This is a genomic window from Paraburkholderia unamae (assembly GCF_003268775.1).
In the GTDB taxonomy this organism is placed as follows: Bacteria; Pseudomonadota; Gammaproteobacteria; order Burkholderiales; family Burkholderiaceae; genus Paraburkholderia; species Paraburkholderia unamae.
The window spans coordinates 110045-132091 of record NZ_QLSU01000025.1 but is presented as its reverse complement, the minus strand read 5'-3'; the positions used below and the strand labels follow the sequence as shown (position 1 = coordinate 132091).

The 22047-nt window shown below is 63.6% G+C and carries 23 protein-coding genes; 16 read left to right on the top strand and 7 right to left on the bottom strand.

The genetic code is table 11. The features are described 5' to 3' along the window. Positions 1–12: 12 nt before the first annotated feature. The gene (locus C7401_RS32225; RefSeq protein WP_112175568.1) at positions 13–936 is read left to right on the top strand and encodes a LysR family transcriptional regulator; all 924 of its coding nucleotides are present in this window, start codon (positions 13–15) and stop codon (positions 934–936) included. Between the two features lie 63 nt (positions 937–999). On the opposite strand, the gene C7401_RS32220 is transcribed toward C7401_RS32225, so the two are convergent. After that, complete coding sequence (locus C7401_RS32220; RefSeq protein WP_112175566.1) at positions 1000–1686, bottom strand: hydrolase; 687 nt, start codon at positions 1684–1686, stop codon at positions 1000–1002. Between the two features lie 334 nt (positions 1687–2020). Here C7401_RS32220 and C7401_RS32215 point away from each other — a divergent pair, with 334 nt between their 5' ends. After that, on the top strand, positions 2021–2296 hold the full coding sequence (locus C7401_RS32215) for a XapX domain-containing protein (RefSeq protein WP_112175565.1): 276 nt from the start codon (positions 2021–2023) through the stop codon (positions 2294–2296). A gap of 60 nt (positions 2297–2356) precedes the next feature. On the opposite strand, the gene C7401_RS32210 is transcribed toward C7401_RS32215, so the two are convergent. Further along, positions 2357–3268: a LysR family transcriptional regulator gene (locus C7401_RS32210; protein ID WP_112175563.1), complete on the bottom strand. Its 912-nt coding sequence runs from the start codon at positions 3266–3268 to the stop codon at positions 2357–2359. A gap of 207 nt (positions 3269–3475) precedes the next feature. Here C7401_RS32210 and C7401_RS32205 point away from each other — a divergent pair, with 207 nt between their 5' ends. The 8 genes from C7401_RS32205 to C7401_RS32170 all read left to right on the top strand — a co-directional run bounded on the left by C7401_RS32205 (position 3476) and on the right by C7401_RS32170 (position 10337). Continuing rightward, positions 3476–4120 carry a DUF4286 family protein gene (locus C7401_RS32205; protein ID WP_112175561.1) on the top strand — a complete coding sequence of 215 codons (645 nt, stop codon included), beginning with the start codon at positions 3476–3478 and terminating at the stop codon, positions 4118–4120. Then, positions 4120–5451, top strand: a complete 1332-nt coding sequence (locus C7401_RS32200; RefSeq protein ID WP_112175559.1) for an MFS transporter — start codon at positions 4120–4122, stop codon at positions 5449–5451. Before C7401_RS32205 ends, C7401_RS32200 begins: the two co-directional genes overlap by 1 nt. Before the next feature lie 92 nt (positions 5452–5543). Further along, positions 5544–6260 carry a 5-oxoprolinase subunit PxpB gene (pxpB, locus tag C7401_RS32195; protein ID WP_112175557.1) on the top strand — a complete coding sequence of 239 codons (717 nt, stop codon included), beginning with the start codon at positions 5544–5546 and terminating at the stop codon, positions 6258–6260. Beyond that, a complete protein-coding gene (locus C7401_RS32190; protein ID WP_112175555.1) occupies positions 6257–7237 on the top strand; it encodes a 5-oxoprolinase subunit C family protein in 981 nt (326 codons plus the stop codon). The genes pxpB and C7401_RS32190 overlap by 4 nt, the downstream gene beginning before the upstream one ends. A gap of 42 nt (positions 7238–7279) precedes the next feature. Further along, positions 7280–8056 (top strand): LamB/YcsF family protein, encoded by a 777-nt coding sequence (locus C7401_RS32185; protein WP_112175553.1) that lies wholly within the window; start codon positions 7280–7282, stop codon positions 8054–8056. 10 nt (positions 8057–8066) lie between these two features. After that, a complete protein-coding gene (locus tag C7401_RS32180) occupies positions 8067–8519 on the top strand; it encodes an acetyl-CoA carboxylase biotin carboxyl carrier protein (RefSeq protein ID WP_112175551.1) in 453 nt (150 codons plus the stop codon). 7 nt (positions 8520–8526) lie between these two features. Beyond that, positions 8527–9894, top strand: coding sequence for an acetyl-CoA carboxylase biotin carboxylase subunit (gene accC, locus C7401_RS32175; RefSeq protein ID WP_112175549.1), 1368 nt, complete (start codon positions 8527–8529; stop codon positions 9892–9894). Further along, positions 9891–10337: an acetyl-CoA carboxylase biotin carboxyl carrier protein gene (locus tag C7401_RS32170; RefSeq protein ID WP_112175547.1), complete on the top strand. Its 447-nt coding sequence runs from the start codon at positions 9891–9893 to the stop codon at positions 10335–10337. Before accC ends, C7401_RS32170 begins: the two co-directional genes overlap by 4 nt. Before the next feature lie 84 nt (positions 10338–10421). Here C7401_RS32170 and C7401_RS32165 read toward each other — a convergent pair whose 3' ends face one another. The 4 genes from C7401_RS32165 to C7401_RS32150 form a co-directional block, all read right to left on the bottom strand. Beyond that, complete coding sequence (locus C7401_RS32165; RefSeq protein ID WP_112175545.1) at positions 10422–11726, bottom strand: MFS family transporter; 1305 nt, start codon at positions 11724–11726, stop codon at positions 10422–10424. 100 nt (positions 11727–11826) lie between these two features. Next, positions 11827–13305, bottom strand: a complete 1479-nt coding sequence (locus C7401_RS32160) for an aldehyde dehydrogenase (RefSeq protein WP_112175589.1) — start codon at positions 13303–13305, stop codon at positions 11827–11829. Between the two features lie 20 nt (positions 13306–13325). Continuing rightward, positions 13326–13922, bottom strand: a complete 597-nt coding sequence (locus C7401_RS32155) for a thiamine pyrophosphate-dependent enzyme (RefSeq protein ID WP_112175543.1) — start codon at positions 13920–13922, stop codon at positions 13326–13328. Further along, positions 13923–14459 carry a phosphonopyruvate decarboxylase gene (locus tag C7401_RS32150; protein WP_112175541.1) on the bottom strand — a complete coding sequence of 179 codons (537 nt, stop codon included), beginning with the start codon at positions 14457–14459 and terminating at the stop codon, positions 13923–13925. Positions 14460–14578: 119 nt separating this feature from the next. Between C7401_RS32150 and C7401_RS32145 the strand changes: the two genes are divergently transcribed. Next, positions 14579–15511 carry a LysR family transcriptional regulator gene (locus tag C7401_RS32145; protein WP_112175539.1) on the top strand — a complete coding sequence of 311 codons (933 nt, stop codon included), beginning with the start codon at positions 14579–14581 and terminating at the stop codon, positions 15509–15511. Between the two features lie 28 nt (positions 15512–15539). On the opposite strand, the gene C7401_RS32140 is transcribed toward C7401_RS32145, so the two are convergent. After that, positions 15540–16442 carry a LysR family transcriptional regulator gene (locus tag C7401_RS32140; protein ID WP_112175537.1) on the bottom strand — a complete coding sequence of 301 codons (903 nt, stop codon included), beginning with the start codon at positions 16440–16442 and terminating at the stop codon, positions 15540–15542. Positions 16443–16637: 195 nt separating this feature from the next. Here C7401_RS32140 and C7401_RS32135 point away from each other — a divergent pair, with 195 nt between their 5' ends. From C7401_RS32135 to frc, 5 genes are all read left to right on the top strand, one after another. After that, positions 16638–17963, top strand: a complete 1326-nt coding sequence (locus tag C7401_RS32135; protein ID WP_112175535.1) for a cation:dicarboxylate symporter family transporter — start codon at positions 16638–16640, stop codon at positions 17961–17963. Positions 17964–18029: 66 nt separating this feature from the next. Further along, on the top strand, positions 18030–19319 hold the full coding sequence (locus C7401_RS32130) for an aminotransferase class V-fold PLP-dependent enzyme (protein WP_112175533.1): 1290 nt from the start codon (positions 18030–18032) through the stop codon (positions 19317–19319). 183 nt (positions 19320–19502) lie between these two features. Next, the gene (locus C7401_RS32125) at positions 19503–20039 is read left to right on the top strand and encodes a DUF1269 domain-containing protein (protein WP_112175531.1); all 537 of its coding nucleotides are present in this window, start codon (positions 19503–19505) and stop codon (positions 20037–20039) included. A gap of 39 nt (positions 20040–20078) precedes the next feature. Further along, complete coding sequence (locus tag C7401_RS32120) at positions 20079–20507, top strand: carboxypeptidase-like regulatory domain-containing protein (protein WP_112175529.1); 429 nt, start codon at positions 20079–20081, stop codon at positions 20505–20507. 247 nt (positions 20508–20754) lie between these two features. Beyond that, on the top strand, positions 20755–22005 hold the full coding sequence (frc, locus tag C7401_RS32115) for a formyl-CoA transferase (RefSeq protein ID WP_112175527.1): 1251 nt from the start codon (positions 20755–20757) through the stop codon (positions 22003–22005). Positions 22006–22047: the final 42 nt, after the last annotated feature.

The following is a 22047-nucleotide window of genomic DNA, read 5'->3' as shown; positions in this document are numbered from 1 at the left end:
TTCACTCTCACCATGCAACCCCTTCCTGATCTTGAAGCCTGGGCCATCTTCGCGCGCGTCGTCGAAACGGGCTCGTTCGCGAAAGCGGCCAACCTGCTCGGCATTTCGCAGCCGACCGTTTCGAAGGCCATCGCACGCCTCGAGCAACGACTCGGCACCATGCTGTTCTACCGAACCTCGCGCAAGCTCTCGCTCACGCCGACCGGCGAACTGCTGCGCGACCGTGCGATCCGCCTGCTCGCCGACGCCGAGACCATCGAATACGATGCGTCCGCACAGGCGCTGGAACCGCACGGCATCGTGCGCGTGAACGCGCCGATGTCGTTCGGGCAGCGGCATCTCGCACCGCTGTTGCCGGTGTTTCTCGAACGCTACCCGAAGGTCGACGTGGACCTCGTGCTGACCGATCATCTGGTCGATATCGTCTCGGGCGGCTTCGATGTCGCGATCCGCATTGCGGATCTCACCGATTCCTCGCTGCGCGCGCGCCGCCTTTGCGCCGTGCGCCGACCGCTCGTCGCCGCGCCCGCCTACCTCGACCGGCACGGCAGGCCCACGCATCCGCGCGAACTGGAGCGCTACGCGAGCCTCATCTACACGAACCTGCCGACGCCCGAACTCTGGCGTTTCCGGCAGATCGTTTCAGGCGAGGAATACGCAGTGCCGGTGCGTGGGCGCGTGCGAACGAACAACGCCGACGTGATCCTGCCCGCCCTGATCGCAGGCCACGGCCTCGCGCTTCAGCCTGAATTCCTCGTATGGGACGCACTGGAGCGCGGCGAACTGGAGGAGGTCATGTGCGACTGGCGCATCAACGACATCAATGTCAATCTCGTCACGCCGCCTGGCATGCTGCGCGCCGCGCGTGTGACCGTTCTGCTCGACTATCTCGTCGAGCATCTGGCGCACGCGCCTTGGGCATTGTCGGAGGCGTGACGGTGAGAGCCGCCAGCGGCGCTACGCGCGCCGCCGGCGGTGCCAGTCAATACCTCTCCACACTCATTTCGCCGGCACGGCCGCGAGCAATTCATGCGGCACAGCCGTGCGCTGCGGCGTCTTGTGAACCATCGTGTACGCGTAATCCACGCCCATGCCGTACGCGCCCGAATGCTCCTTCGCAATCGCCATCACGGCGTCGTAAGTCTCGCGGCGCGCCCAGTCGCGCTGCCACTCCAGCATGACCTGCTGCCACGTGACGGGCACCACGCCCGCTTGCACCATGCGCTGCATGGCGAAATCGTGCGCGTCCTTCGAGGTGCCGCCCGATGCGTCGGCCACCATGTAGATCTCATAGTCGCCTTCGAGCATCGCGCACAGCGCAAAGGTCGTGTTGCAGACTTCCGTCCACAGACCGGCAACGACCACCTTCTTGCGGCCGTTCGCGGCGAGTGCGTCGCGCACTTTCTGGTCGTCCCACGAGTTCATCGACGTGCGCTCCAGCAGCTTCTTGCCCGGGAACACATCGAGCAGTTCCGGGTACGTGTAGCCCGAGAAGCTTTCCGTTTCGACCGTCGTGATCGTGGTGGGAATGTCGAACACCTTGGCGGACTTGGCCAGCGCCACCACGTTGTTCTTCAGTACCTGGCGGTCGATCGACTGCACGCCAAAGGCCATTTGCGGCTGCTGATCGATGATGATCAACTGGCTGTTTTGCGGAGTGAGAACTTCAAGCTTCGAATTGCTCATGACGTCAGTGCCCTTTGAACCGGAGAAAGGAGAAGCCGCCGCGCCGGCGTGGCCGGGAGGCGATCGATATGCGTGACGCTGGGAAGCGGCGCTATCCAGCTGCAAACATTTGACACGTAAATGCGGCGGATGGACATCCAAGAAATGGAATCGATTCAATTCCAGAATTTGCATGACGGATGAGGCGATTGCGTCTTTTCTAATTGCGCCAAACCCGATACGCTTGCGAGAAATTTTGGGCGTGGCAATTCGCGTGACGGTTGCGTGACGATTGCGTAACGATTACGCGCCGCCGATCGCCAATTGCCGGCTCACAGCTCAAGAGACTCGCGACATGAAACCATATGTGCTTTCACTGGCTGCCGGACTGCTGGCCGGCGTCATTTACAGCCTGATGGGCGTGCAGTCGCCGGCGCCGCCCATCATTGCGCTGATCGGTCTGCTGGGCATGCTGGCCGGTGAGCAGATTCTTCCTCTCGCCCGCCGCATGCTGGGAGGGCTCAAGCTCAACGCGGCATGGCGTGACGCCAAATGCAGTCAGCACATGTTCGGCTCGCTGCCGGGCGGGAACGCACAGGGCGGCACGACAAAGGAGCCGCACTCGTCGTGAGGCGGCTTCACTCCGGCATGTGAGTGCGCGGGCCCACCGTGAAAGGTCCGTGACTGTTGCTTACTCCGGAGCAAACGGCGGCGGCATCGAACGCATGTATCGATTCGCCTCCTCGCAGGCAAGCTCGGCCACGAAGCGGATGGCGTCGGAAGCCCGGCTCTCGAGATAGCTGACCACCAGCGCCTGCGGCTGCAAAGGCATGTCGAAGTGAATGATCTCCAGCTCTCCGCGGTCCACCTGCTCCTTCACGGGCGGCAGCGGCATCATCGCATTGCCCAGGCCGCATTTGACGAGCCGGACGATCGCCGAAATGGAATTGACGCAATGCACCCGGCCCATCGGCATGCCGGCCCGTTTATACACGTCCTTGAGCACGAGATAAGGCTGCGAGCCCCGGCTCATCGTGGCGACAGGGCCCGAGAGAATCGCCCGCAGATCCGCGCGCGATTCCAGCGGGTCGCCCGGGCGCCCCACCCAGCCCATTGCCATGGGAAGGCAGCTTCTGCTGACCACGCCGTCGCCAATCATCTGATCAGTCTGTAGCGCGATATCGACCTCGCCGTCGCGCAAGCTCCGGTTCAATCGCTCCGTCGATTCGGCGCTCAACTGCACCTCGATGCCGGGGTACGAAGACTGAAGATGCTGCACGAACCCGACCAGCCAGGTGTGGACGATCGTATCGATGACGCCGATGCGCACACCGCCCAGCAGCTTCTGGTCGGTGCGCCCAAGCTGCATGATGTCGCTCTGCAATTCGAGCATGCGCTCGCCATAGCTGATCAGGCGCAGGCCAACCGGGGTCAGGCGCAGATCGCCGGGGTCGCGTATGAATACGCGCGCGCCGATCTCCTCCTCCAGCGCCGCGATGCGGTTCGAAATGGTCGCCTGACTCACATGCAGCCGCTCCGCTGCGGCCCGGAAGCTCCCGAGTTCCACGACCAGCATGAAACTCTCAAGAAATCGCGTATTCATTGCCCTTTATCGTCCGAATCCTGGTTAGGGGTTTTCCCGGCTATCAGCCGGCGCCTGCCCGGCGCGCGCCCCGTCATAGCTTGCCTGAAAAGAAAAATCTATCAAGGCACCGAAGAAAATCCCGTTTGCCCGCCCTTTTTTGAGTTGTGACGATGAGGCGTCCAACAATTCGAGGAAGAGCGAGTGATGAAACCTGAACAACGCGGGATGCTGTTCGTCGCGGCCGATGTGAGTCGCGAAGACGAGGAAGAGTTCAACCTGTGGTATGACCGCGAGCACCTCGAAGACCGCGTGCGGATGGACGGCGTGATCGCCGCGTCGCGCTATGTCGCTATCGACGGCGGCCCCAAATACCTCGCGCTGTACTGGGCTCAATCGTTGCAGGCGTTCGATTCGCCGGCGTATGCGCACGCCTTCGCACACCAGACCCCGTGGTCCGTGAAAGTGCTGCCAAAGATGCTTGCCCCGAAGCGACGCATCGGCGGACTCAGTGCGGAGGTCGGCCGGGGCCATGGCGGTTTCGTTGCCGTGCTGCCCTTGCGTTTGGACGCACAACCCGCGCAATCGAATGACCAACTGAGCGAACAATGCGCCGCGCTGGGCAATCGCCTCTCGCAGCGACCCGGTTTTGTCCGCTCCAGCCTTCTCACGCCCAGCGACGCACTGAGCCGCCCGTTGCCGCTGGAGGATCTGGCCGCGCGCCGCATGGAACCGATCTTCATTATCGAAGGCAGCACGGCGTCGTTCAGCGAGTCCGCGCTGCAAGAAGCCCAGGCTGAACTGCCCTGCGCGCCCAACGCAGCCGCGCGCTACGCGCTCTCATTGAACCTCGACTCCCGGGAGTGTGCGTAATGGAGCACTCGTCCACCCTGCCTCAGCCACAACCCGTCGAACTGGACAGCAGTGCGAAAAAAACGCCCTCGATGGCCAGGCTCGCCGCGGCAAGCTCGATTGGAACGACGCTCGAATGGTTCGACTTCACGGTCTATAACCTGATGGCCGCGCTCGTCTTCAACGCGCTGTTCTTCCCCTCGTTCGATCCGCTCTCGGGGACCATCCTCGCGTTCTCGACCTACGCAGTGGGCTACCTCTCGCGGCCGTTCGGCGGCGTCGTCTTCGGGCATCTGGGCGACAAGCTCGGGCGGCGCTTCGTGCTCGTCGCCACCCTCGTCATGATGGGCACGGCGACCGGCCTGATGGGCCTGTTGCCCACCTACCAGGCGTGGGGCGTCTGGAGCCCCGTCCTGCTGGTGGCGCTGCGCTTCCTGCAAGGCGCGGCAATCGGCGGCGAATGGGCCGGCGCGGTGCTGCTCTCGATGGAGCACGGCGACCAGCAGCGGCGCGGCCGCAATGCCGCCTGGGCCCAGGTCGGCCCGGCGGGCGGCACCCTGCTTGGCGCGGGCTTCCTCGCGCTGTGCACGGCCACCTTGTCGGCGGACGCCTTCCAGTCGTGGGGCTGGCGCATCCCCTTCCTTTCGAGCGCGGTGCTCGTGGCGTTCGGGCTGTGGCTGCGTCGCGGCGTGGATGAAACGCCGATGTTCAAGCAACTCGAGCAACATCATCACAAGGTCGAAATGCCGGTCAAGGAAGTCTTTGGCGGCTACTGGCGGCGGCTTCTGATCGCGGGCGGCGTGCGCATCGGCTCGGACATCGTCTACGGACTTCTGATCATCTTTACGCTCACTTACGTGACGAGCGTGCTGCACCTTCCTCGCTCGCTCGCCTTGCTCGCGACCATGCTCGGCGCGATGCTGCACGCCGTGTGCGTGCCGCTGTTCGGCGGCCTTTCGGATCGTCTGGGACGTCGCGCCGTTTATGCCGCCGGGGCCGCGCTCTCCATTGTCTGGGCGTTCGCGTACTTCTATCTGATGAACACCCGCCAGCCGGCCGGCGTATGCCTTGCCGTCGTGGTCGGCATGCTGTTCCAGGCCATGATGTACGGCCCTCAGGCCGCATTCGTCACGGAGCAGTTCCCCACCCGCGTCCGCTATGCGGGGGCCTCGCTCGCGGCCACGCTCGGGGGAATCATCGGCGGCGCGTTCGGGCCGCTCGTGTTTGCCAGCCTCTACAAGACGTATCAGTCAACGACCGCGATTTGCCTGTATGTCGCCGCCGGTCTCGCGCTCACCCTGATCTGTCTGCTCTGTGCGAAGGAAACCGCGGGAAAGCCGTTAGCGGAATGATCCCGCGCGTGAGGCTCGGGCGCGGTCCCACACCGCCCGTCTCACGTATTTCTGCTTTGCCTGTTTGCCTGATGAATCACGAGAAATACTGAATGAATGCTCCTGTTGAATTACTGGCGCCCGAGCGCCGCGCCGAAGTCGCGCCGCGCATCCACGCGGCGGGTGCGAGCGCGATCCTGTTCGATCCATCCGATGGTCCGAATGCCCGCTTCGACGCCGTGCTGCAACAACGCCTCATCGCGTTGGCACGGCGAATCCGCGAAGTGTTCGGCAACGATGCATCGCATGAGCTGGTGCCCGGCGTGAACAACCTGCTCTTCGTGTTCGATCCGTTGCGCACGCATCCACGCGAGGCAAGGGATCTGCTGCTTCGTCTGTGGGAAACGGTTGAGCCTTCCCGGCAACGGGCGCGGGAAATCGAAATTCCCGTGGTGTATGGCGGACCGGCCGGAGAGGATCTGATCGAACTGGCGAAGGGCGCGTCTCTCGACGTGACCGAGTACATCCGCCGGCACGCCAGCACGGTTTATACCGTGGCCTGCATCGGCTCGATGCCGGGCTTTGCGTATATGACCGGCCTGCCGCCGGAACTGCATGTGCCTCGAAGAAAGGTGCCGAGGATGAAAGTCGCGGCCGGCACGGTGATAGTCGGTGGCGCGCAGGCAGGCGTCATGCCTTGCACCGCGCCCTCGGGATGGCACCTGATCGGCGAAACCGACGTCGAGATGTTCAAGCTCGGACGGCCAGAAGCGTGTTTGCTGGCCCCCGGGGACCGCGTCCAGTTTAGTGTGAAGAGGATCGAGCTGTGATTGAAGTCTTGTCGAGCGGCGCCGCCAATCTGATTCAGGATCTGGGGCGCCGTGGATACCTTGATAACGGGCTGAGCCGTGGCGGCGCCATGGACAGCCTCGCCTTGTCGGTCGCCAACGCGATGGTCGGCAATGACGCGCGCGAAGCCGGGATCGAAGTCAGCATGTTCCCCTTCAAGATTCGGAGCACTGAGGATATCGACTTCGCGGTTGCCGGGGCCGATTGCGTCGTCCGGGTCGAAGACGAAATCGTGGCGCCGTGGTGGGGGCGCGCCGCCAAAGCCGGGCAAACCATCGTCATCGAACGCCCGCGCAGAGGTGCACGCGCGTACCTCGCGGTCGGCGGCGGCATCGACGTCGAGATGATCATGGGTTCGCGATCGACCGACCTGAAAGCGAACTTTGGCGGCATGCAGGGGCGTGGCCTGAAACGCGGCGACCAGCTAGGAGCGTGCGAGCCGTACGGCAAGCCGCGGCGGCAGGCAGCCGGCCTTGGCGTCGTTCCCAGGGACCTGCCCGCCTTCTGGCAGGCGCTCTCCGCCGGAGAGGTCGCGGTCCGCGTGCTGGAGGGCGCCGAGTACGCCCTGTTCGATTCAAGCGCGCGAACGGCCTTCGCGCAATCCGCCTATGAAGTCACCGCGGACGCCAACCGGGTTGGCTACCGGTTGAGCGGCGCGCCGCTCGGCCTGGCAGCGCCCGTTGAGTTGCTTTCGCACGGCATCGTACCGGGAACCGTACAGGTTCCGCCGTCCGGTCAACCCATCATTCAACTGGCGGAAGCGAATACCTGCGGTGGCTATCCGAAGATCGCGACCGTCATCGAAGCCGATTTGTGGAAGCTCGCCCAAGCGCCGGTTGGATGCCGCATCCGCTTTGAAAGCGTCGATATCGACACCGCCGTTTGCGCCCTGCAAGAACAAGCCGAGGAACTCGGCCGGATTCGCAACGCGCTTGCGCTGATGGCGCACCGCGCCTGACGCGACACCTTTCGAACATAGCCTGCAAGGAAGACACGACACATGACCACGATAAACAACCGCATTGAAGTCGACCTCAATTCCGATATGGGCGAGGGCTTCGGCCCCTACCGGATGGGCGACGACGACGCCATTCTGAAGATCGTCACCTCGGCCAACGTCGCCTGCGGTCTGCATGCGGGCGACCCGGAGATCATGGCCCGCACGTTCGCACTCGCCAAAGAGCGCGGCGTCGCCATCGGCGCGCACCCGGGCTTCCCCGACCTCTGGGGTTTCGGGCGCCGCATCATTCCGTACTCGACCGGGGAAATCGAGCGCTTCGTCGCCTGGCAGATCGGCGCGGCCGAAGCGCTCGCGCGCTACGCCGGCCACCGTATTACCTACGTCAAGGCGCACGGTGCGCTCGGCAACCTCACGCAAACCGATGAGGACGTCGCGAGAGCCATCGCGCGCGCCATCCAGGCCGTCAATCCGTCGCTCATCTGCATGACCTTCTCCGGCGCGGTGATGGAGAGGGTTTGCCGGGAGATGGGACTGGACGTGCGCAGCGAAGTGTTCGCCGACCGCGCGTACGACGAGGAGGGGCACCTCGTGCCCCGCAAGGTGCCCGGCTCGGTGCTGCACGACGCCGACGAAGCCGCCGCGCGCATGTTGCGGATGGTCCGCGAAGGCGCGATCGAAACGATCTCCGGCCGGATGATCAGGGTTCCTATTGATACCATCTGCGTGCACAGCGACACGCCCGGCGCCATCGAGATGGCGGCGAAGGTACGGCGCACGCTCGAAGAAGCGGGCATCGTGGTCAAGGCGTTCAGCTAAGGGCGGCCCGATGAATCAGGAGTTGATTGACGGACTCATCCGTCTGCTGGAGCGCTCGTCGCTTGATGTGATCGAGTACACGAACGGCGACGAACGCATCAAACTCGTGCGGGGCGGCGGCGAGCGTTCTCCACCGCACAAAGCCGATTCCGTTGCGGCCATTGCGCGTCCATCGGCGGCGCAGTCACCGGGCTCGCAAGCCGCCAGCCCGGCCGCACAGGCGCAGCACGTCATCCCATCCGGAATGACCGGAACCTTCTACCGCGCGCCGGGCCCGGACCAACCCGTGTTCGCTTCACCGGGCGATCTCATCGAGGAAGGCCACACGCTCGGCCTCGTGGAAGCGATGAAACTGCTCAACCCCATCGAGGCGGACCGCGCGGGGCGCCTGATCGAGATTCTTGTGAGCGATGGCGCCGCTGTCGCGCACGACACCCCGCTCTTTGTCATTGAACCGATTTAAGGCCGAGATGTTCCATACCGTACTGATTGCCAATCGCGGCGAAATCGCACTGAGAATTCTGCGCGCCTGCAAGGCATTGGGCCTCAAGACCGTGGCGGTGCACTCGGAAGCCGACGCCGACCTTCGGCACGTGCAACTCGCCGACAAGGCGCTGTGCATCGGCCCCGCGCCTTCCGCGAGAAGTTACCTCAACAAGAACGAGTTGCTGATCGCCGCCCGGTTGACGGACGCCGACGCCATCCACCCGGGCTACGGCTTCCTCTCAGAGAACGCGGGCTTCGCCGAGTCGGTCGAAAACGCGGGACTCACGTTCATCGGGCCGACGTCGGCTTCTATCCGGCTAATGGGCGACAAGGTCAGCGCCAAGCGCGCAATGAAGGACGCGGGCGTGCCTTGCGTGCCGGGCTCCGATGGCCCGCTGCCCGAAGACGCGGACACCGTTGCCAGCATCGCCGATGCGGTCGGCTATCCGCTGATCGTGAAGGCCGCCGGCGGTGGCGGCGGGCGCGGCATGCGGGTCGTGCACAAAGCGGCTGATCTTGCAGCGGCCGTTTCCACGACACGCGAGGAAGCCGCGTCGGCATTCGGCAATCCAACCGTCTATATCGAGCGATTTCTCGAACACCCTCGGCACGTGGAAATCCAGGTGCTGGCCGACACGCACGGCAACGCCGTCTGGCTCGGCGAACGCGATTGCTCCATGCAGCGCCGCCACCAGAAAGTCATCGAGGAATCCCCCGCGCCCGGCATCGAACGCGCCGCGATCGGCCGCATCGGCACGCTGTGCGCCGAGGCTTGCGTGAGGACGGGTTATCGTGGCGCGGGCACGTTCGAGTTTCTGTACGAGAACGGCGAGTTCTATTTCATCGAAATGAACACCCGGGTTCAGGTCGAACACCCTGTGACCGAACTGGTCACGGGTGTCGATATCGTCGCGGAGCAACTCCGTGTTGCGATGGGACATCCCCTGTCGATCCGCCAGGACGATATCGAATTGAGAGGACACGCCATCGAATGCCGGATCACGGCGGAGCATCCCTGGAAGTTCACGCCCTCGCCCGGCAAGGTCGAATCGTGGATCGCGCCAGGCGGCCCCGGAATTCGCGTGGAATCGCATCTGTACTCTGGCTACACGATTCCGCCGAACTACGATTCGCTGATCGCGAAACTGCTCGCCTATGGAAAAACGCGTGACGAAGCCATTGCGCGCATGCGCGTGGCGCTCGATGAAACCGTGATTGCGGGCGTCGATACGTCAATCCCGCTGCATCGGCAACTGATGGTGGAACCGCAATTCGCCAAGGGCGGATTTGATATTCACCATCTCGAACGCCTCATCGAGTCGGGCGCACTTTATAGCAAAGTCGAACAATGAATCTCAAAGATATCGAAGGGTTTGTGACGGCCATGGAATCGGCCGGGCTCGCACGATTCGTCTGCACGGTTGGGAGCGAGAAGCTCAAGCTTGTGCGAACGCCTCAGATGAATGGCGGCGTGGCGGCACAGCCGGAGTGGGCCGACCGTGATGCGCCTGCGATGGAAACGGTATCGGTTCGCTCGCCGTATACGGGCTGTTTCCAGCGCTCTCATCCGCTTGATCCGCAAACGGCGGTGGATGAGGGATCGCCGGTTTCTGCGGGGCAAGTCATCGGGTATGTACGGGTCGAGTCTGTGCTGTTCCCCGTTATTGCACCGATAGACGCGCGCGTGGAACGACTGCTCGTTGCCGATGGAACGCTGGTGGGTTATGGGGAAAAGCTGATCGAGTTGGGCGGCGACTCGATCAAGGCGAACTCAACGTACACGGGAAATACTTGATGCCTCCGGGGTTCTCCACACTGTGAAGGTTGGGGGTCTGCCGGTGCCAACCCAGCAGACCCCCGAGACGGGCTTACCGCATCCTCAATCCCGAAGATATCCGCCCTCCGCAGGCTCGCGCATAAAAAACGCCACAAGCGCCACCACAGCGCACGCCGCGGTGACGTACCAGAAGAAAACCGTTTCCACGCCAGCCACCTTCAAAGACAACGCCGCATACTCGGCCGACCCGCCAAACAAGGCGTTCGCAATCGCATAGGGCAGCCCGACGCCCAGCGCACGCACTTCGGGCGGAAACAGTTCCGCCTTGATGAGGCCGCTAATGGCGGTATAAAAGCTCAAGACGGCCAGCGCGATCACAACAAGAAAAAACGCCGCATACGGACTACTGACGTTTCTGAGCGCGTCGAGCATCGGCACCGTACCGAGCATGGCGAACACGCCAAACAACAACATCGAGCGCCTGCGCCCGATTCGATCGGAAAGCGCGCCGACCACGGGCTGCATGAACATGAAGACGATCAGCGCGGCCATCATCAAGCCACTGGCGGTCTTGACGGACATCCCGGCGCTATTGACCAGATACTTCTGCATGTACGCGGTGAAGGTGTAGTAAGCCAGCGAGCCGCCCGCCGTGAAGCCAATCACCGTCACGACCGAGCGCTTGTGAGCCAGCAGCGCCGCAATCGTCCCGGCTTGCGCGCTATGCCGGGTCCGCGCGGTCGTCGTCTCCTCCAGTGAGCGGCGCAGGTGCACCGCCACCAACGCGCCAAGCGCACCCAACGCGAACGGAATGCGCCAGCCCCACGACACCAGGTCCGCATGCGACAGCCACTGTTGCAGCAAGACGACCACGAACAACGCGGCGATCTGCCCCGCGATGATCGTGACGTACTGGAAGGAGGAGAAAAATCCGCGCCGGCCCGCCTGCGCGATTTCGCTCATGTAGGTCGCGCTCGTCCCATACTCGCCGCCCACGGAAAGGCCCTGCACGCAGCGCGCGGCCAGCAGCAGCGCCGGTGCGGCGACGCCGATCTGCGCATAGGTCGGCAGCAGCGCGATGGCCAGCGACCCGCCGCACATCATCAACACCGACATCAGCATCGCCTTTCGACGGCCGCTGCGGTCGGCGATCCGGCCGAACAGCCAGCCGCCTACGGGTCGCATCAGGAAGCCCGCCGCGAACACACCGGCGGTGTTGAGCAATTCCGTCGTCCGGTTGCCCGAAGGAAAGAACGCATGGGCGAAATACAGCGAACAGTACGAGTAGACGAAAAAATCGAACCACTCGACCATGTTGCCCGCCGAAGCGCCGACGATCGCGCGAATCGTGCGGCGCGTCGCGGCGGCGGCTGGCATCGTGTCCGATGCCAGGGTGTTGACTTTCATAGATGTCTCCTGCCATGAATGGGTGCGCCGGCGATCTGACGCCGCCTGGCGCAAGGAAGTCATTACAAGGTACGCAGCCCGGTCCTCTTGATCAGGATTGCTATCTAAGCACGAACGGATTGCCCGTCGCAGCGCCCGTATTGATCCAGACGCTCTTGGTTTGCAGGTACTCGTTGATCGCGTCGATGCCGTTCTCGCGCCCGAGGCCCGAGTCCTTGTAGCCCCCGAACGGCGACATGTAGCTTACGGCGCGGTACGTATTCACCCAGACGGTGCCCGACTCGATGCGCTCGGCCATCCTGAACGCGCGGCCGATGTCGCTCGTCCACACGCCCGCGCCAAGGCCGAAGCGCACGTCGTTCGCAATCGCCACGGCCTCCTCTTCCGTGTCGAAGCGGATCACCGACAGCACCGGTCCGAACACTTCCTCCTGCGCGATGCGCATGTCGTTCCTGACGCCGGTAAAAATGGTCGGCTCCACAAACCATCCGTTTGCGCATTCGTCCCGCGATGCAGCCTTGCCCCCGAGCGCGAGCCCGGCGCCTTCGGCCTGGGCAATGTCGATGTAATGGAGCACCTTCTCGTACTGCGGCGGCGTCGTGATGGGGCCGACCTGTGTGCCCGCGTCCATCGGATCGCCCATGCGCGCCGTTTTCGCGAGCGCGACAACGCGTTCGACCACTTCGTCATGCACGCCGGACTGAACGAGCAGGCGCGAGCCCGCGATGCAGGTTTGGCCGGTCGCCGCGAAGATGCCCGAGACGGCGCCGTTCACCGCGTCGTCAAGGTTCGCGTCGTCGAACACGATGTTCGGCGACTTGCCGCCCAGTTCGAGGCCCACATGCTTGAAGTCGCGCGCGGCCTGCTCGTTGATGCGCCGCCCCGTCGCGTCCGCACCGGTGAACGTGATCTTGCGCACCAGCGGGTGCGATACCAGTTCGCTGCCGACTTCGTTGCCAAAGCCGGTCACGACATTCACGACGCCTCGCGGAAAGCCGACTTCATCGAGCAGCGCGACGAACTCCAGCGTGGATGCCGAGGTGAACTCGGACGGCTTGATGACGACCGTGCAACCTGCCGCGAGCGCGGGCGCGAGCTTCCACGTCAGCAGCATCAGGGGCGAGTTCCACGGCGTGATGATCGCCGTCACACCCAGCGGTTCGCGGCGCGTGTAGTTGAAGTAGCCCTTCTTGTCCAGCGGGACCACGTCCCCCTGGATCTTGTCGGCGAGGCCGCCGTAGTAGCGGTACCACTGCGGCAGATACTGCAACTGCCCGTGCATCTCGGCGTAAAGCTTGCCGTTGTCGCGCACTTCGATTTCAGCGAGCCGCGACGCGTGCTCCGCGATGCGGTCGGCGAGGCGGTATAGCAACTGTCCGCGCGCACTGTGCGTGAGGTCTTTCCACGCGCCCGAGGAGAAAGCGCGATGCGCCGCGCGAACCGCGCGGTCCACATCCGCCGCGTTGCCGCGCGCGATCTGCGCCCACGGCGCGCCCGTAAACGGGTTGTCGCTGTTGAACCACTGACCGCTCGCGGAGTCGCACCGCTCGCCATCGATATAGAGTGAATAGCGCTGCATAGCCGTGTCACCCACCATCATCAGAACGGTTGAAAGCCGAGATGCGCCCGGAATCGATTCTTGACGAACACGCCATCGCGCGGCGGCAATGCACGAGGCGGTTCGTCGGCGCGGATATGCACCTGCACGAGCGTCGGCGCTTTTCGCGCGCTCACGTGCTCGACGACTTGTCCGTAATCCGCCGCGTTCCACACCGCGAACGAATTCGCGATGCCGAAGCCCTTCGACACGGCGACGAGATCGGTGCCGAGGCTGCTATGGCTTTGCTGCATGCCCGTCTCGCCGTAATGACCGTTATCGAGCACGACGATCGAGAGATTCTTCGGCTGCTTCGCGCCGATCGTGCCGAGCGCGCCGATGCCCATCAACTGCTCCCCGTCGCCCGTGATCACGACGACGGGCTTCTGCGGCTGCGCGATCGCAAGTCCCAGACCCAGCGCGGCAGCTCCGCCCATCGCGCCCCAGAGATAGAAGTTTGCGTCGCGGTCGCCCGCCGCGAATACGTCATACGACGGCGATCCAAGGCCGCTGACGACAAGCGCGTCGGGCACCCCCGCCAGCACCTGGGCGACGAACTGGCGACGCTCGATCGTCGCGATCCTGTTTTGCTCGCTCATTTACTTTCTCTCCCACTTCTTGCGACCGATAAGGCTTTGCGACAGCAGAACCGCGACCTGCTCGCCGGCTTCGAATGCGGCGTCGAAACCCGCGCTGACGATTTCCTCGACGTCTTCAGGACGATCCGCGCGCAGCACGGTAATCCCCATCAATTCGAGCGCCGCCTGGGTCGTCTTGCCCATCGGCCCCTGCCACGGATTGAATTCCGCGTACTCGCCACGCATGGTCACAACGGTAAAGAAGGGGAAATTGCAGCTACGCAGCAGCGAGAACATGTTCACGCAGTTGCCCACCCCGCTGCTCTGCATGAGCAGCGCGGCGCGCTGCCCGCCGAGCCATGCGCCGCTCACGACGGCCACGCCCTCCTCCTCGGTCGTCAGCACGATGTCCTCGATTTCCGGATCCTCCTTCGCGCGAAGAATCACTCGCGAATGCCCGGCGTCCGGCACGTAGGCGATCTGCCGCACGCCCCCGTCCTTCAACACCGAGAAGATGGACTCCTGCCACGCCGGCGCTTGTCCCGTTGCGGTACTCATGTCGCTGTCTCCTTATCAAAGTTCACGGGTGCATAATAGATTGCGATACGAAGCACGATGAAATAGAGTTTTGTGATGGAACAATCACGAAACGGCATGGACCGGCGAGGAGAACGACCGTGGATATCAAGCAGCTACGCGCGCTTCTTGCCGTAGCGGAAACCGGCAGCGTGACGCGCGCGGCCGAAACGTTGCATATCGTGCAGCCGGCCGTTTCGCGGCACCTGAAGCTGCTCGAAGAAGACATCGGCGCGACGCTGTTCGATCGCAGCCGCCAGGGCATGGGCCTGACCGAAGCGGGCGAGATTCTGGTGGAGTACGCGCGGCGCGCGCTGCACGAGCTAGATCGAGCCCGTAGCGAGATTCAGCCCGACGACTCGCAGGTTTCCGGCGTCGCGACAATCGGCCTGTTGCCGAGCACGTCGGCGCTGCTTGCCGGTCCGCTGGTGAGCGCGATCAAGGCGCGCTACCCCGCAATCCGGCTGCGCATTACCGTCGGTTATGCCGGTCACCTCCAGCGGTGGCTGGAAGCCGGCGAAATCGACACCGCGCTGCTCTACAACCTCAAGGCAACGCCAACCATTCACGCCGAGGCGCTGCTCGAAGAGAGCCTGTGCGTCGTCGGGCCGCCTTCCTCCGCGCTCGATCCGGCGCGGCCGGTCACATTCGCCGAACTGGCCGCGCTGCCCGTCGTGCTGACAAGCGCGCCGCACGGCATACGCAGCCTGCTCGAACAGGCCTGCCGCGAGGCCGGAGTCACGCTGGGCGTCGTGGCGGAAACGAATTCGATGGACGTGCAAAAGACGCTGGTGGCGAGCGGCCACGGGTATACGGTGTTGCCCGCCATCGCCGTGGGCGACGATGTCGCGCGCGGCCAATTGCGCACGGCGCCGCTATGCGAGCCCGTGCTTCAGCGCAAAATCGTTCTCGCCCTGCCGAACACGCGCCGCATGGCCGTGGCGGTGCGCTGCGCGACCGGCGTGCTGGTGGACGAAATGAAACTCGCGGTCGAGCGCGGAGCGTGGCCTTCCGCGCGCTGGCTGGCGCAGTGATTTCCGTGCTTTTCGCGGCACGTGAACCTCAAGGATCGAGAAGGTTCGACGTGAAGTCGCAGGATTGCGCCGCCAGCCGCGCCACGGCGGCGCTGAGCGAATACTGCTGGTCCGCGCGGTGCATGGCGATGTACCTGACCGGCGGAAGGGCCGGTCGCGTGGGCACCACGACCAGGGCGCCGCGTTCGAGCATGCGGGCAAGGCACGCTTTCGGCAGGTAGCTCACGCCAAGACCGGAAAGCGCAAGCCCGATCTGCGCAATCAGGCTGTTGCTCGCCAGGACCTTCTGCACGGCAACGCCCTGTTCCTCCAGGAAGCGGCTATACACGACGCCGGTGCCCGAGAGTCCGCCTTGCAGGATGAGCGGAAACTTCGTGATCTCCGCGAGTGGAATGGCGCGCTTGCCGGGCGCAAGCGACGCGGCGCACATCCACGCATTCTCGACATGCCCCACGGCCGTGGTCATGAAGGGCTCCACGTCGTGCGTTTGCGGAACAATGATGATGTCGACGGTCGCCGCCGCGAGACGCTCCCGCAGCGTCGCGTTCAGATCGACTTCCGCCTCCACCTTCACACGCGGGTATTCGGTTTCGATCGCGCTAATGAGGCGCGGAAGCCATGTAAGCGCAGTGAGCTCGGTCACGCCGATGCGGATCTGCCGCACCAGCGACTCCTTCGCGCTGATGCGCTCGACGATCTGATCGCGCCGTTCGAGCAAATCCTTCGCGTATTCGAAAAACTCCGCGCCTTTTTCGGTCAGGCGCGCGCTGCGATTCGCACGGTCGAATACGGCGAAGTCGAACGCGCGCTCCAGTTCCTGCACGCGCTTCGAAATGGCCGACTGCGTTGTGTTCAGACGCGCCGCCGCCGCCTCGAAAGAGCCGAGCTGCACGATCCAGTACAACGCTTCCATTTGCTTGAAGGTCAGCATGACGCGAGGTGACTCATGAATTAAAGCGATAGTTTCTCATAGAAAAAAATCGCTTTTTTTGGACTTTTTGACTGCTTATGTTTGCACCATCGTTTGCACCGTCGTTTGCAACAGCGCAACGGGAACGCGAAAGGAAGCACTCCGGCGAGAGTGCTCCACACCCCCCTCTCAATCGGGAAAGCCTCTGGAGAACGCATGGAATCCGTCATGGAAACAACTCACGTCGATCCCGCCAGGCGCGCGCCGCGCGTCGGTCTTGCCTGGCAGATCCTGATCGGCCTCATCGTCGGCATCGGGGTCGGAGTCGTGCTCAACCGCTTCCCGCAGTTGCGCGAGGCGGCGATCAGCGGCTTCCTGCAACCGGCGGGCGACATCTTCATTCGTCTGATCAAAATGGTCGTCGTGCCGATCGTCTTCACGAGCATGGTGGCCGGCATCGCCGGGGTCGGCGACGGCCGCTCGCTCGGACGCATCGGCCTCAAGACGCTCATCTACTTCGAAATCATCACGACGATCGCCATCGTGCTGGGTCTCGTGATCGGCAATGTCCTGCATCCGGGCGCGGGAACGGACCTCTCCCAACTCGCGCATACCGACATCTCGCACCTTCAGCAGACGTCGCAGCAAAGCCAGGGGCATCGCGGCTTCATGGCCCTTCTGCTCGCCATCATCCCCGACAACATCGTCATGGCGATGGGGCGCGGCGACTTGCTGCCCGTGATTTTCTTTTCCGTTCTCTTCGGGCTCGGCTTGCAGTCGGTGCCGGAAGAGTATCGCAAGCCCGTGCTCGCCACCTTCAAGGGCATCGGCGACGCGATGTTCAAGGTGACCGGCATGGTGATGCGCTACGCGCCCTTCGGCGTCTGCGCGCTGATCGCGGTGACGGTCGCGAGCTTCGGCTTCGGCTCGCTGCTGCCGCTCATCAAGCTCGTTGCCGTGACCTATCTCGCCATCGTCGTATTCGTCGTTGTCGTGCTCGGCATCACGGCGCGCGTTTTCGGCTTCAGCGTCTTCACGCTCATGAAGGTGATCAAGGACGAACTCATCATCGCGTTCTCCACCTGTAGTTCCGCGACCGTGCTGCCGCAGTTGATGAAGAAGATGGAGGACTTCGGCGTGCCCAAGAGCATCACGACGTTCGTGGTGCCGACCGGCTACACGTTCAATCTCGACGGCGCATCCATTTATCTCGGCATCGGCACGTTGTTCGTCGCGCAACTCTACGGCGTGCACCTCGGTTTGCAGGAGCAGATCGTCCTCGTGCTCACGATGGTCGTCACCTCCAAGGGCGCGGCGGGCGTGCCGGGCTTCATGTTCGTCATCCTGCTCACGACGCTCGCCAGCGCGGGGCTGCCGCTCGAAGGGCTCGCCTTCATCGCGGGCGTGGACCGGATCATGGACATGGGACGCACCGCCCTGAACGTCGTGGGCAACGCGCTCGCGCCGCTCGTCATCGCCAAATGGGAAGGTCAGTACGACGCGGAAAAGGGCAAGGCCTATCTCGCCTCGCTGGACGCCTGAACACCTGAACACTCGAACGCAGCAAGTTGAAGCCGCAATCAAGATACACAACGAGGAGCAAGTCTGATGAGCAGCACCCAGGGTCAATTGTTTTCCGAATCGCTCATGGAGCAGATCAAGAGCCGGTTCCACTACGTCGACCATGACATGGACGGCCGCGAACGTCTCTTCTTCGACAACGCGGGCGGCTCGTTCCGGCTCAAGGCCGCCTTGGAGGCCTATGCCCGCATCGACGCGCTCCCGGACTGTCCGGAGCGCATTCACGAGCGCGCGATATACCTCCAGGACATCCAGGCCCAGGGCGAAGCCGACATTCGCCGCGTGCTCAACGCGCGGGACGGCAGCGTCTATCTCTCGCTGACGGCGTCCGCCGCGATGTTCGAGATGGTGCGCGCCGTGATGGAGAACGTGCCCGGCTCCAACGCGGTCACGACCATCCTGGAGCATCCGTCGTCGTTCGACGCCATGAAGCTCTACTGCGAGCGCACGGGCAAGACGCTGCGCGTCGCGCCGAGCAACGCCGCGACGGGCGGTGTGGATGTCGACGCCATCGTCTCGCTCATCGACGACGACACGGCGCTGCTGAGTGTGATGTACGCGTCCAACATCTCCGGCGCGAAACTCGACATCGCCGCCATTGTCGAGCGCGCACGCGCGCGCAAGCCCGATATCTTCATCATCGTCGATGCGGTCCAGCACGCGCCGCACGCGCTGATCGATCTGCAAGCGACGCCGGTGGACGGCATCAACTTCGCGCCGTACAAATTCTTCGGTTGCCGCGGTTCCGGCGTTACCTGGTTGTCCGATCGATTGGCCGTGCTGCCCCATCATCGGCTCGATGCCAAGGAAAAAGGCGCGTGGGAGCTTGGCAGCCCCGCGCCCGCGCAATTCGCCGTGGTGAGCGCGATGGTCGATTATGTCGCCTGGATCGGCTCGCATTTCAGCGACGCCGCCGACCGGCGCGAGGTGTTCGCGCAAGGCATGCAGCGTATCGAAGCGCACGAACGGGCGCTGCTTGCCGCATTGCTCGACGGCGTCGGGACGCAACGCGGTCTGCGCAAGATTGAAGGCGTACGCGTGTTCTGGGATCACGACGATCTGACACAGCGCGATCTGATCGCGGGCATCGGCTTCGACGGCCTCGATCCGACCGCGGCGGTGCGCGAGTATGAGAAGCGCGGCGTCATCGTCTACGAGCGAATCGGCACCAGCCTCTACTCCGGCCGTATGCTGAAATCCTTCAACCTGGAAGGCGCGGTACGCGTTTCCCCGTTGCACTGCCACACCCCGAACGACATCGCGAAGTTCCTCGCGGTGACGGAAGCCATCGCAAACGCAAACCGGCTTTCCCGATAAGCCGTCGCAGCCCTTCCTGCATGCGCCCGTCGTCCATCGCGTGACGCGGGCGCTCATTCGATCCACGACAGCGTGCGATTCTGAAAATACCGCCATGCCACTCCGGTAACACTAGTGTCAGCCTGAGCGCGCAATCGTCTGCGACGTTCGGCAATGTGTCATCACTTTGACAAAGGCTACGCTATGAACCAGGAAATCGACCATGCCGTGCTATCGGTGTTCACGGACCACAACGACGCGGACGACGCGATCAGAAAACTGGCCGCGTCGGGCTTCGACATGGAGAAGCTATCGGTCATCGGCAAGGGCTACCACTCGGAGGAACACGCGGTCGGCTTTTATTCGACCGGCGATCGCATCCGGACATGGGGGACGACCGGCGCCGTCTGGGGAGGAATATGGGGACTGCTGGTCGGTCCCGCGCTCTTTCTCGTGCCGGGCGTCGGTGTCGTCGCGATGGCGGGGCCCTTCGTGGCGACGCTGCTCACCGCGATCGAGGGCGCGCTGATCGGCGGCGGCATCTCGGCAGTCGGCGCGGCGCTCGCCCAGTTGGGTCTGCCCAAGGATCAGGCCATCAAGTATGAGAGCGCATTGAAGGCGGACGGCTTCCTGTTGATCGTCCACGGCACACAGGACGATATCGCGCAGGCGCACTCAATACTCGGCAACGTCGCGCCACCCGCAAGCGAAGCTTCCGTGCCCGCGCACTCGGCAACCTGAACCCGCTTTTTTGTGCCCTCTTTCTGCTGGAGATCGATCATGAGCAGGACTACCAGGTTCTATCGTTCCATCACGGCCGCCGGCCTGTTCGCGCTGGCTGCCTCAATGCACGTCGCGTCGGCCCAAACCACTGCGGGCTTGCCCGCCGTGCAAACCCAGAACCATGTGGAATACGTCACGGGCGGCATCGGGCACGATCAGGCGCTCGCGCTGCGCGATGCGGGACACACCTGGCCGCTCTCGCTGGGCTTTTTCGGCCCCCAAGGTGATTATCTCGCCAACGTGCATGTCGAGATCACCGCGGCGAATGCGCAGAAGCGGCTTCAGGTGGAATCCACCGGCCCGTACATGCTGGTCAAGCTGCAACCCGGCGCATATCACGTTATCGCCCGCTACGAAGGCAACACCCAGCAAAAGGACATCACGATCACGCAAGGCAAGAACGAGGCGGTTTCATTCAGATTCTGAGTTCGATGCGTGGTGTTCGGGTCAACTCGCCGGGGCGCGTCCAATGACGCGCCCCGGCGCACTTTGGCGCCGCCTCACGCGAGCATAATCGCTCGTGCGATTCCTAAAAATGCACTCCCCGTGCAATTGCCGCCGGCTCCGTTTACGCAGAATGGTCACACAGAAGCGGTTCGTGACCCATAGAGCCATCCGCGCGACATGTCCCATGTCGATCCGGCCGGATGCTCAACGTGAAAGGAGTAACAGGATGAGCCTCCCTCTCAGCGGCATCAAGGTGATCGACTTCACCGGCGTACAGTCCGGCCCCGCCTGCACGCAGATGATGGCGTGGTATGGCGCGGACGTCATCAAGGTCGAGCGGCCCGGCGTTGGGGACGTCACGCGCAACCAGTTGCGCGATATCCCCGATCTCGACGCCCTCTACTTCACGATGCTCAACAGCAACAAGCGTTCGCTGGAACTCAACACCAAGACGCCGGAAGGCAAGGCGATCATGGAGCAGTTGATCCGCGAGGCCGACGTGCTGGTCGAGAACTTCCATCCGGGCGCGATGGATCATATGGGCTTTACCTGGGAGCATCTTCAGGCGCTGAATCCGCGGCTCATTTTCGGCTCGGTCAAAGGCTTCAACGACGCCTCGCCCTATGTGCACGTCAAGGCCTACGAGAACGTCGCGCAATGCGCGGGCGGCGCCGCGTCCACCACCGGCTTCTGGGACGGCCCGCCCACCGTGAGCGCCGCCGCGCTTGGCGACAGCAACACCGGCATGCATCTGCTCATCGGCCTGCTCACCGCGCTGGTGGGCCGCGAAAAGACCGGCAAGGGCCAACGCGTGACGGTTTCGATGCAGGACAGCGTGCTGAACCTGTGCCGCGTGAAGCTGCGCGATCAGCAGCGGCTCGAACGCCTCGGCTACCTGGAGGAATATCCGCAGTACCCGAACGGCTCGTTCTCCGACGCCGTGCCGCGCGGTGGCAATGCCGGGGGCGGCGGGCAGCCGGGTTGGGTGCTCAAGTGCAAGGGCTGGGAAACCGATCCCAACGCATACCTCTACTTCACGATCCAGGAACAGAACTGGCCGAACACCTGCGACGCCATCGGCAAGCCCGAATGGAAAGACGACCCGGCCTACGCCACCGCTCAGGCGCGCCAGCCACGCCTTTTCGACATCTTCGCGGCGATCGAAACCAGGCTCGCGGACAAGACCAAGTTCGAAGCCGTGGACTATCTCAGCCAGTTCGACGTTCCCTGCGCGCCGGTGCTCAACATGAAGGAGATCGCCAACGACCGCTCGTTGCGCGAAAGCGGCACGGTCGTGGAAGTGGCGCAGAAAAAGCGCGGGACTTACCTCACGATCGGCAGCCCCGTGAAATTCTCGGACTTCACGCCGCAAATCCAGGGCGCGCCCCTCCTTGGTGAGCATAACGAAGAAATACTCTCGGGTCTCGGCTATAGCGCGGAGCAGATCGCCCATCTGCGCGAAGCGAAGGTCATTTAAGCCCGCGCGCAGCCGTGCATTCCGTTCACGCATACGAGGCCA

Bases quoted from the DNA above. Each gene is read 5' to 3' on its own strand.
- C7401_RS32225 (WP_112175568.1), top strand. From the start codon at position 13: ATGCAACCCCTTCCTGATCTTGAAGCCTGGGCCATCTTCGCGCGCGTC.
- C7401_RS32220 (WP_112175566.1), bottom strand. From the start codon at position 1,686: ATGAGCAATTCGAAGCTTGAAGTTCTCACTCCGCAAAACAGCCAGTTG.
- C7401_RS32215 (WP_112175565.1), top strand. From the start codon at position 2,021: ATGAAACCATATGTGCTTTCACTGGCTGCCGGACTGCTGGCCGGCGTC.
- C7401_RS32210 (WP_112175563.1), bottom strand. From the start codon at position 3,268: ATGAATACGCGATTTCTTGAGAGTTTCATGCTGGTCGTGGAACTCGGG.
- C7401_RS32205 (WP_112175561.1), top strand. From the start codon at position 3,476: ATGCTGTTCGTCGCGGCCGATGTGAGTCGCGAAGACGAGGAAGAGTTC.
- C7401_RS32200 (WP_112175559.1), top strand. From the start codon at position 4,120: ATGGAGCACTCGTCCACCCTGCCTCAGCCACAACCCGTCGAACTGGAC.
- pxpB (WP_112175557.1), top strand. From the start codon at position 5,544: ATGAATGCTCCTGTTGAATTACTGGCGCCCGAGCGCCGCGCCGAAGTC.
- C7401_RS32185 (WP_112175553.1), top strand. From the start codon at position 7,280: ATGACCACGATAAACAACCGCATTGAAGTCGACCTCAATTCCGATATG.
- C7401_RS32180 (WP_112175551.1), top strand. From the start codon at position 8,067: ATGAATCAGGAGTTGATTGACGGACTCATCCGTCTGCTGGAGCGCTCG.
- accC (WP_112175549.1), top strand. From the start codon at position 8,527: ATGTTCCATACCGTACTGATTGCCAATCGCGGCGAAATCGCACTGAGA.
- C7401_RS32170 (WP_112175547.1), top strand. From the start codon at position 9,891: ATGAATCTCAAAGATATCGAAGGGTTTGTGACGGCCATGGAATCGGCC.
- C7401_RS32165 (WP_112175545.1), bottom strand. From the start codon at position 11,726: ATGAAAGTCAACACCCTGGCATCGGACACGATGCCAGCCGCCGCCGCG.
- C7401_RS32160 (WP_112175589.1), bottom strand. From the start codon at position 13,305: ATGCAGCGCTATTCACTCTATATCGATGGCGAGCGGTGCGACTCCGCG.
- C7401_RS32155 (WP_112175543.1), bottom strand. From the start codon at position 13,922: ATGAGCGAGCAAAACAGGATCGCGACGATCGAGCGTCGCCAGTTCGTC.
- C7401_RS32150 (WP_112175541.1), bottom strand. From the start codon at position 14,459: ATGAGTACCGCAACGGGACAAGCGCCGGCGTGGCAGGAGTCCATCTTC.
- C7401_RS32140 (WP_112175537.1), bottom strand. From the start codon at position 16,442: ATGCTGACCTTCAAGCAAATGGAAGCGTTGTACTGGATCGTGCAGCTC.
- C7401_RS32135 (WP_112175535.1), top strand. From the start codon at position 16,638: ATGGAATCCGTCATGGAAACAACTCACGTCGATCCCGCCAGGCGCGCG.
- C7401_RS32130 (WP_112175533.1), top strand. From the start codon at position 18,030: ATGAGCAGCACCCAGGGTCAATTGTTTTCCGAATCGCTCATGGAGCAG.
- C7401_RS32125 (WP_112175531.1), top strand. From the start codon at position 19,503: ATGAACCAGGAAATCGACCATGCCGTGCTATCGGTGTTCACGGACCAC.
- C7401_RS32120 (WP_112175529.1), top strand. From the start codon at position 20,079: ATGAGCAGGACTACCAGGTTCTATCGTTCCATCACGGCCGCCGGCCTG.
- frc (WP_112175527.1), top strand. From the start codon at position 20,755: ATGAGCCTCCCTCTCAGCGGCATCAAGGTGATCGACTTCACCGGCGTA.